Source organism: Priestia sp. P5_B4, from assembly GCF_056400385.1.
Genome location: NZ_JBFULJ010001484.1, coordinates 1 through 566, shown reverse-complemented (window position 1 = coordinate 566; position 566 = coordinate 1). Strand labels below are relative to the sequence as shown.

The 566-nt window shown below is 36.4% G+C and carries 1 protein-coding gene; it reads right to left on the bottom strand.

Annotation, left to right across the window (positions count from 1 at the left end; translation table 11 throughout):
* Positions 1-379: Rnase Y domain-containing protein (locus tag AC1DRF_RS31745; protein WP_477742793.1), on the bottom strand; the 379-nt coding region annotated here is incomplete at its 3' end.
* Positions 380-566 lie beyond the last annotated feature (187 nt).

Genomic DNA, 566 nt, shown 5'->3' with positions numbered 1-566 from the left:
CTTCAATATGCTGTTGTTTAACAGTAAGAGAATCATCTTTCTTTTCAAGTAACGCTTCACGTTTATCAAGTGATTCGTCTTTACGATCAAGATTTTCCTCTTTTTGCATTAATCGATTTTCTTGTTTTTGAAGTTCTGCTCGACGATCACGAATATCTTGTTCTGCCTCTGTACGAAGCTGATGGATTTCATCCTTCGCTTCTAGTAAAGCTTCTTTTTTCAAAGCTTCCGCCTCGCGGGTTCCTTCATCGATAATTTGTTCTGCACTAGACTTTGCTCCCGCAATTTTAGCTTCAGCAATCGATTTACAAACAAAAAAGCCAACAACTGCACCGACGATTAGGCCAAGCAAAGCGAAGATGATTGTATTAGTATCCATCATTTCACCTCCCCTTGCTATAAACTTGTAAGTTTTAAATTTCATGTCGGCATGTACATCGTATTCACCTTTCAATATACACACAAAGGCTTTTAAACGCTAAAATGTTTTAAAAAGGGAAAATATACATCTTAATTGTAAATCTGTGCATTTTTATTGTCAAGCCTGCCTCTACAGTATATATTGA